Source organism: Nonomuraea longispora, assembly GCF_004348345.1.
In the GTDB taxonomy this organism is placed as follows: Bacteria; Actinomycetota; Actinomycetes; order Streptosporangiales; family Streptosporangiaceae; genus Nonomuraea; species Nonomuraea longispora.
Window position 1 is genome coordinate 1 of sequence record NZ_SMJZ01000312.1, and the last position, 6,921, is coordinate 6,921.

7 protein-coding genes are annotated in these 6,921 nt (G+C 72.9%); 3 read left to right on the top strand and 4 right to left on the bottom strand.

What is annotated here, in order from left to right:
* A partial coding sequence (locus tag E1267_RS47540) for a serine/threonine-protein kinase (RefSeq protein ID WP_132341526.1) occupies positions 1-1,501 on the bottom strand: 1,501 nt, incomplete at its 3' end.
* Between the two features lie 175 nt (positions 1,502-1,676).
* Here E1267_RS47540 and E1267_RS41715 point away from each other — a divergent pair.
* Positions 1,677-2,327: an isochorismatase family protein gene (locus E1267_RS41715; RefSeq protein ID WP_246064672.1), complete on the top strand. Its 651-nt coding sequence runs from the start codon at positions 1,677-1,679 to the stop codon at positions 2,325-2,327.
* Positions 2,327-3,064 (top strand): SDR family NAD(P)-dependent oxidoreductase, encoded by a 738-nt coding sequence (locus tag E1267_RS41720; RefSeq protein ID WP_132341536.1) that lies wholly within the window; start codon positions 2,327-2,329, stop codon positions 3,062-3,064. Before E1267_RS41715 ends, E1267_RS41720 begins: the two co-directional genes overlap by 1 nt.
* 10 nt (positions 3,065-3,074) lie before the next feature.
* On the opposite strand, the gene E1267_RS41725 is transcribed toward E1267_RS41720, so the two are convergent.
* Positions 3,075-4,235 carry a serine hydrolase domain-containing protein gene (locus tag E1267_RS41725; protein ID WP_132341530.1) on the bottom strand — a complete coding sequence of 387 codons (1,161 nt, stop codon included), beginning with the start codon at positions 4,233-4,235 and terminating at the stop codon, positions 3,075-3,077.
* A gap of 28 nt (positions 4,236-4,263) precedes the next feature.
* Between E1267_RS41725 and E1267_RS41730 the strand changes: the two genes are divergently transcribed.
* Complete coding sequence (locus tag E1267_RS41730; protein WP_132341532.1) at positions 4,264-5,172, top strand: cyclase family protein; 909 nt, start codon at positions 4,264-4,266, stop codon at positions 5,170-5,172.
* 9 nt (positions 5,173-5,181) lie between these two features.
* Here the strand turns inward: E1267_RS41730 and E1267_RS41735 are convergent, their stop codons facing one another.
* Together E1267_RS41735 and E1267_RS41740 are read right to left on the bottom strand one after the other, a co-directional pair.
* Positions 5,182-6,333 (bottom strand): cytochrome P450, encoded by a 1,152-nt coding sequence (locus tag E1267_RS41735; RefSeq protein ID WP_132341534.1) that lies wholly within the window; start codon positions 6,331-6,333, stop codon positions 5,182-5,184.
* Between the two features lie 41 nt (positions 6,334-6,374).
* The coding region (locus E1267_RS41740) for an AMP-binding enzyme (protein WP_165960099.1) at positions 6,375-6,921 on the bottom strand (547 nt) is incomplete at its 5' end.

The following is a 6,921-nucleotide window of genomic DNA, read 5'->3' on the forward strand; positions in this document are numbered from 1 at the left end:
GCGGTCCGTTGCTCGCCGCCGGCTCCGTCATCACGAGGATCCCGACGTACGCCCGCCGCCCGCACGCCACGCCCCCGTGATCGTGCGCGACCGTGCTGGTGTAGGCGGTACGGCCGCGCAGGGTGCGGGACTCCCTGCGCACGGTCCTGGCCGCGCCCGCGTCCCCGTCCCTGCGGGTGTACGAGATGCGCAGCCGTACGGGCCCGGTCCCGCCGGCCGAGACCTGGATCGCGCCGGCCGTGCCGCTCCACTGCACGATGCCGGCCGCGTGGACGACGGGAACAGGGGCGGAAGAGCGCCGGGCGGTGGGGAGCGGCGGCGAGGCGCTGCGCGGGGGAGGCGCGGGCGTGGGCCCGGCGGTGGTGCGCCGGGGAGCGGCGGACGACCTGGCCGGGCCGGGCGTGGTGGCGTCGGCGGGGGTCGGTTCCTGCACGCTCTGCGTCTCCGGCGGCGGCATGAGGATCGCGCCCGGCCCGGGGGGCAGCCGGCCGCCCGACATCATGAGCGAGATCGCCACGGCGACCACCGTGGCGCCCGCCACCCACAGGTGCGGAGGCAGCCGGGGCACCCGCGGCATGCGGTCGCGGATGCGGGACGCGGCCGTCGCGGCGTGGTCGGTCCTGGCCAGCGGGAAGCGGAGGGCGAGCAGGGTGGCCAGCTCGGCGAGGTGGCGGCGTCCGCGTTTCTCCCAGTCGGGGCCGTACGCGGCGACGGCGTCCTCCTCCAGTTCCGCCGCGAACTGCCGGGCGGAGGCGTACCGGAGCGCCGGGTCCTTGGCGAGCCCTCGCCTGAGCAGGTCGCGCAGCGTGTCGGGGGCGACCTCGACGGGCACCGGCTCCACCAGGTGTTCGTCCCGCAGCGCGGGCACGTCGAGCTCGCCGTTCTCGCCTTCCTTGTACGCCCGGTAGGGTGGCCGCCCCCTGGCCGCCTCGAACAGGACGCACGCGGCCGCGTACACGTCGGCGGGCGGGCCCGCCCTGCCCTGGGTCCACAGTTCGGGCGCCATGTACTCGGGGCTGCCCGCGGGCACGCCGGGCTCCTCGGCGTGCACCACGACGCCGAAGTCCGCCAGCTTGGCGGTGCCGTCGGCCTGGACGAGGATGTTGTCCGGCTTGACGTCGCGGTGCGGTACGCCACGCTCGTGGGCGGCGCCCAGGGCCAGCAGCGTGCTCTTCAGCACGGCGAGGGCCGCCTCCGGGCTGATCCTTCGGTGCTCGGTGAGCAGGGTGCGCAGCGTGATGCCGTCCACCAGCTCCATGACGATGGCGGCCCGTGCCTGCGTCTCGACGTATTCGTACAGTTTGACCACGTTCGGGTCGTCGATCTCGACGAGTTCGTGGGTGTCGGCCCGGTAGCGGTCCATGAACTCGGTGTCCCGGCGCAGCGTGGCGTTCAGATATTTGATCGCGACGTAGGCGCCGGTCTGCTGGTAGGTGGCGAGGAACACGCGGCCGGTACGGCCGGCGCCGAGCTGGCGTACTTCACGGTAACCAGGGACCAAGTCCTACCCCCATCAGGCAGCCGTCTTCGATTCGACGGTCTCACCCGGGGTTCCGGTTGTCACGAGTCCAGAAATTTCGCCCGACGTCAATCGCGGATGACGGGGGAGTGCCGGTGCTATGCTGATCGACGGTACCCAAGCAAGCGCTCGGCTAACCAATGTGCGGAGGTCGCCGGTGGAGCGGATAGCCGTGCTCATGATGGAGATGCAGCGGGGCGTCGTCGGCGATCTCACGAGATTTCCGGAGCTGGTGGAGGCATGCACCCGTCACGACGTCATCGGCAACGCCGCCCGCCTCCTCCACGCCGCCAGGGCGGCCGCGATCCCCGTCATCCACTGCACGGCCGCCTTCCGCCCCGACCGGGCCGGCTCCCACACCGGCAACTGCCCGTTCATCGTCTCCCTGCTCAAGGACCCCGGGCACATGCTGGAGGGCACGCCCGCCACCGAGGTCGTCCCCGAGCTGCGGGACGCCGGCGACCTGGAGAGCCGGCGCCACCACGGCTTCTCCCCGTTCACCGGCACCTCGCTCGACATGACGTTGCGCTCGCTGCGCGTCACGGCCGTCGTCGCTGCCGGGGTCTCGCTCAACCTCGGCATCCCCGGGCTGGCCCTGGAGGCGGTCAACCTGGGCTACCGGGTCACCGTGGTCAAGGACGCGGTGGCGGGCATCCCCGACGACTACGCACGGGCCGTGATGAGGCACACGATCGGCCTGCTCGCGACCCGCGCCGCCACAGCCGACCTCACCGAGGCCTGGGCGGCGCTGACGGAGACCGGGCGGACGGAGACAGGGCGGACGGAGACAGGGCGGACGGGCGCATGATGGACGGGCTGGGCCTGGACGGCCGCGTCGCGGTGGTGACCGGAGGAGCGGGCGCGATCGGCGCGGCCGTCGTCGCCGACCTGGCCGCGCTCGGCGCCCTGGTGGTGGTCGCCGACGTGGACCTGCCGAACGCCGGGAAGGTCGCCTCCGGCCTGCCCGGCGCGCGGGCGCTGGCCGTCGACCTGGCCGCGCCCCCGTCCGTCGAGGCGTTCTGCGAAGCGGTGGGACCGGTGGACATCCTGGTGCACAACGCCGGGGTGTCGGTCGTGCAGCCGTTCATCGAGAGCGACCCGGCGAGCTGGGACCTCATGTGGCAGGTCAACCTGCGCGGTCCGATGTTGCTCACCAAGCTCCTGCTGCCCGGCATGCTCGGCAGGGGTTGGGGACGGCTGGTGTTCGTCTCCTCCGACGGTGCGAGGGCCGGCTCGGGCGGCGAGGGCGCGTACGCGGCGACGAAGGCCGGGCTGTTCGGGCTGGCCAAGACGCTCGCCCGCGAGGCCGCGAGAGCCCAGGTCACCTCCAACGTCGTCTGCCCCGGCCCCACCGACACGCCCATGCTCAGGAGGGTGACGCAGGCCGAGCCTGAGCTCGTCGGCAAGATCGCGCGCGGCATCCCGCTGCGCCGCCTCGGCACGCCGGCCGACGTGGCCGGCCTGGTCGCCTACCTGTGCACGGACCGCGCCGCCTACATCACCGGGCAGATCCTGTCGGTGAGCGGCGGCGTGACCATGCACTGAGCCCATGCGGTCACAGGGCCCGGTAGACGGCCTCCACCAGGCGCACGCCGCGCAGGTTGCCGGAGAGCGCGGCGGCCATCCTGTTCATGACGTAGCCGACGGCCAGGCCCCGCTCGGGGTCGCCCAAGCCGATGAAGCCGCCCATGCCGGTGTGGCCGAACGCGCCGGCCGACGGCACGAAGAACGTCAGCGACGGCCGCATGAAGCCGAGCCCGAACGAGGTGTCCAGGAGCAGCACCCGGTCGGGGCCGCTCACGCGCGGACGGATCGCCTCGCGCAGCGCGCCGGCAGGCAGCAGCTCGCCTGCGATCAGCGCCCGGTAGAACCCGGCCAGCCCCCGCGCCGTGGCGACGGCTCCCGCCGCCGGCCATCCGGCGCGCAGGATGACCGGATGGTTCGCGCCTCCCTTGAGCAGGCGCATGCCGGGGTTGCCGAGCGCCCGGTTCATCAGGCTCTGTGGGTCCTGCGCCGCTCTGGTCACCTCGGCCAGCACGTCGTTCGCCCGCCCGCCCGCCGCGGCCTCCGTGGGGGCGGGAGCCTGGGCGCGTTCGCCCGCCTGCAGCCGCGCCGTACGCGCGATCACGCTGTCCGGCGCGCCCATCCAGAGCTCCAGCCCCAGAGGGCGGGCGATCTCCGCGGCGACCAGGTCCCCGACGGTCTTGCCCGTCGCCCGCCTGATCACCTCGCCCAGCAGGAACCCGTAGGTCAGCGCGTGGTAGCCGTGCGCCGTCCCCGGCTCCCAGAGCGGCGCCTGGGCGGCGAGCCTGGCCGCGATCGCCGCGTGGTCCTCGAACTCCTCGACCGGCACGGGATCCTCGATCACCGGAAGCCCGCTCTGGTGGGTGAGCACCTGCTCGACCGTGACGGCCGCCTTGCCCTCGGCGGCGAACTCGGGCCACACGTCGGCGACCGGCGCGGTGAGGTCAACCTGCCCCCGCTCCGCCAGTTGCAGCAGCACGGCGGCGGTGAACGCCTTCGTGCAGGAGTAGACGAACGCGGGCGTGTCCCGCTGCCACGGCCGGCCGGTGTGCCGGTCGGCGACCCCGCCCCACAGGTCGACCACCAGCTCGCCGTCCAGGTAGACGGCCAGGGCGCCGCCCAGTTCCTCGCCGTCGGAGAAATGGCGCTCGAAGACCTCGCGTACGCCGGAGAACCGGGGATCGCAGTGCATCAGACCTCCGCGGAGAAAGGGGAGCTCAGTGGTAGACGAGCCTAACAACTGGGGACGATTCGGCCCAGATGATCAGCGTGGCACTCTCAACCTCCTCACCCCCGCCGTGGTGCTCGACGCGCTGCGCAGCGCCACCACGGGCGAGGTGCTGAGCCTGGCCATGCCGATCAGGGGCGCCACCTCCTCGCCCGCGCCCACGACGGTCCCGCACCTGCCGGGCCGCCCGCTGCCGCAGCACTTCATGTCGGTGGACGGCGGCGACTACGCGGCCGGGGCGCGGCCCATCGGCGAGGGCCTGAAGGTGGCCGACGACGCGCTGGTCGTGAGCCACCACGGCACCACGACCCACATGGACGCGCTGTGCCACATGTGGTCGGGCGACGAGCTCTACAACGGCCACCCGGCGGCCCGGGTGCGCTCCTACGGCGCCACCCGCTGCGGCATCGAGCGGGTGGGCGGGGTTGTCGCCAGGGGCGTGCTGTTCGACGTGCCTCGCCATCTCGGCCTCGACCACCTGCCGCCCGGTCACCGGATCACGGCGGACCTGCTGGCCGGCCTCGCCACCCCGCGGCCGGGGGACGTCGCGGTGATCCGTACGGGCTGGCCGCTGGTGTGGGAACGCTCGCGCGAGGAGTACTGGTCGGGCCAGCCGGGGTTGTCGGCCTCGGCCGGCCGGTGGCTGGCCGCGCACGACGTCGCGGCGGTCGCCGCGGACAACGCCGCGATCGGCGGGCTCGACGCGCGCGGTCGCGCCGAGGAAGACCTCGCCGACGACCTGCACCTCATCCTCCTCCACCGGCACGGCGTGCACCTGATCGAGATGCTCTGGCTGGAGGAGCTGGGCGCGGCCGGGCGTACGGACTTCGTGTTCGTGGCGGCGCCGCTCAGGATCGAGGGCGGCACCGGGAGCCCGCTCACCCCGCTGGCCGTCCTGTGACCGCCCTCGTCAGCTCGTGGGCCAGGTCACGGGCATGCTGGTGGCGCCGTACACCGTGGCGTCGTGCTTCAGCGGCACCTCGGTCGCGGGGACGGCCAGCCGCAGCCCCGGGAAACGCTCGAACAGGGCGCGGTAGCCGATGCGCAGCTCGATCCTGGCGAGCTGCTGCCCGAGGCACTGGTGCACGCCGTGGCCGAACGCCAGGTGCCGGCGCGCGCCGCCGCGGTCGAGCCGGAGCGTTTCGGGGTCGTCGTGGACGGACGGGTCGCGGTTGATGACGGGCAGGGAGAGGACGACGGTCTCGCCCTTCCTGACCAGCTCGCCCGCGACCTCGACGTCCTCGAGCGCGGTACGGGCCGGCCCGCCCTGGTGCAGGATCGACAACCAGCGCAGCAGTTCCTCGACGGCGTCGTCCGAGACGGACTCCGGGGGCGTGCCCTGTTCCAGGAGCGCGAACACGCCGAGGGCCAGCATATTGGCGGTGGTCTCGTGGCCGGCGACGAGCAGGAGCAGGGCGAGGTTGGTCAGCTCCTCGTCCGTCAGGTCGGCGGTGAGGCCGCTCATCAGGTCGTCGCCGGGCGCCGAGCGCTTGCGCCGTACCTGCTCGTGCAGGTAGGCGGTCAGGTCGCCGACAGCAGCGGGGTCGCCGCCGGGGATGGCGAGCTGCGAGCTGCGTTCCTGGAAGAAGTCATGGTCGGCGTACGGGACTCCGAGCAGCTCACAGATGACCATGGACGGAATCGGCAGCGCGTACGCCGTCATGAGGTCGGCGGGTGGCCCGGCGGCGGCCATGGCGTCGAGCTGCTCGGCGGCGATCTGCTCGATGCGCGGCTCCAGCAGGCGCATCCTGCGCACCGTGAACTGGCCGGTGAGCAGCCGGCGGTAGCGGGTGTGCTCAGGCGGGTCCATGGTGCCGAAAAAGCCCGGCGGAGCCGCGTGGCCGGGTCCGCCAGGACGTGAGGAGTGCGTGGCGACGTGCTTGAGCTCCTGGCGGGCGCTGAACCTGGGGTCGCCGAGCACCGTGCGGGCCGCGGCGTCGGTGGTGGCCAGCCAGCCCAGGTGGCCGTCGGCGAAATCCAGGCGGCTCATCGCCGGCAGCCCGCGCAGACCGGCGGGCGGGTCGAAGGGGTGTTCCGGGTGGCGTTCGATGGGAAGTCGCATAAATATGAGAGTAGCCCATCAGTTGATAGTTGGCTTGCATTTTAGTCGCCCGGATAGCCGCCTCCGCCGTGCGTGGCGTCGAGGGCGTCGTAGTCGGGTGCGGGACCGCGCTTCGGGATCCCGTCCACGAACACGACCTCCCGAGGCTTCTTGTACGACGCCAGCGACGCCTTGACGTGCCCGATGAGCTCCTCGCCCGTCGCCGCCGCGCCCGGGTGGAGCACGACGACGGCCTTGACCGCCTGCTGCCAGACGGGGTCGGGCACCCCGATGACGGCGGCGTCGGCCACCGACGGATGTGTTGTGAGCGCCCGCTCCACCTCGGCGGGGTAGATGTTCTCGGCCCCTGACTTGATCATGCGCAGCTTGGGGCCGATGAAGGTGATGGTGCCGTCGGGTTCGCGGCGGCCGAGGTCGCCGGTGTGGTGCCAGCCGTACGCTGACTTAGCCGCATTTAAGTCGGGTCGGGCGAAATATCCGGAAAAGAGGGTCTTGCCCCGCGCGCAGATCTCCCCCACCTCGCCCACCGGCACCTCGACGCCGTCCGGCGCCAGCAACCGTACCTGGACCAGCGGATTCGGCCGCCCC

Coding starts and splice junctions, on each gene's coding strand:
- E1267_RS41720 (WP_132341536.1), top strand. CDS start 2,327: ATGGACGGGCTGGGCCTGGACGGCCGCGTCGCGGTGGTGACCGGAGGA.
- E1267_RS41725 (WP_132341530.1), bottom strand. CDS start 4,235: ATGCACTGCGATCCCCGGTTCTCCGGCGTACGCGAGGTCTTCGAGCGC.
- E1267_RS41735 (WP_132341534.1), bottom strand. CDS start 6,333: ATGCGACTTCCCATCGAACGCCACCCGGAACACCCCTTCGACCCGCCC.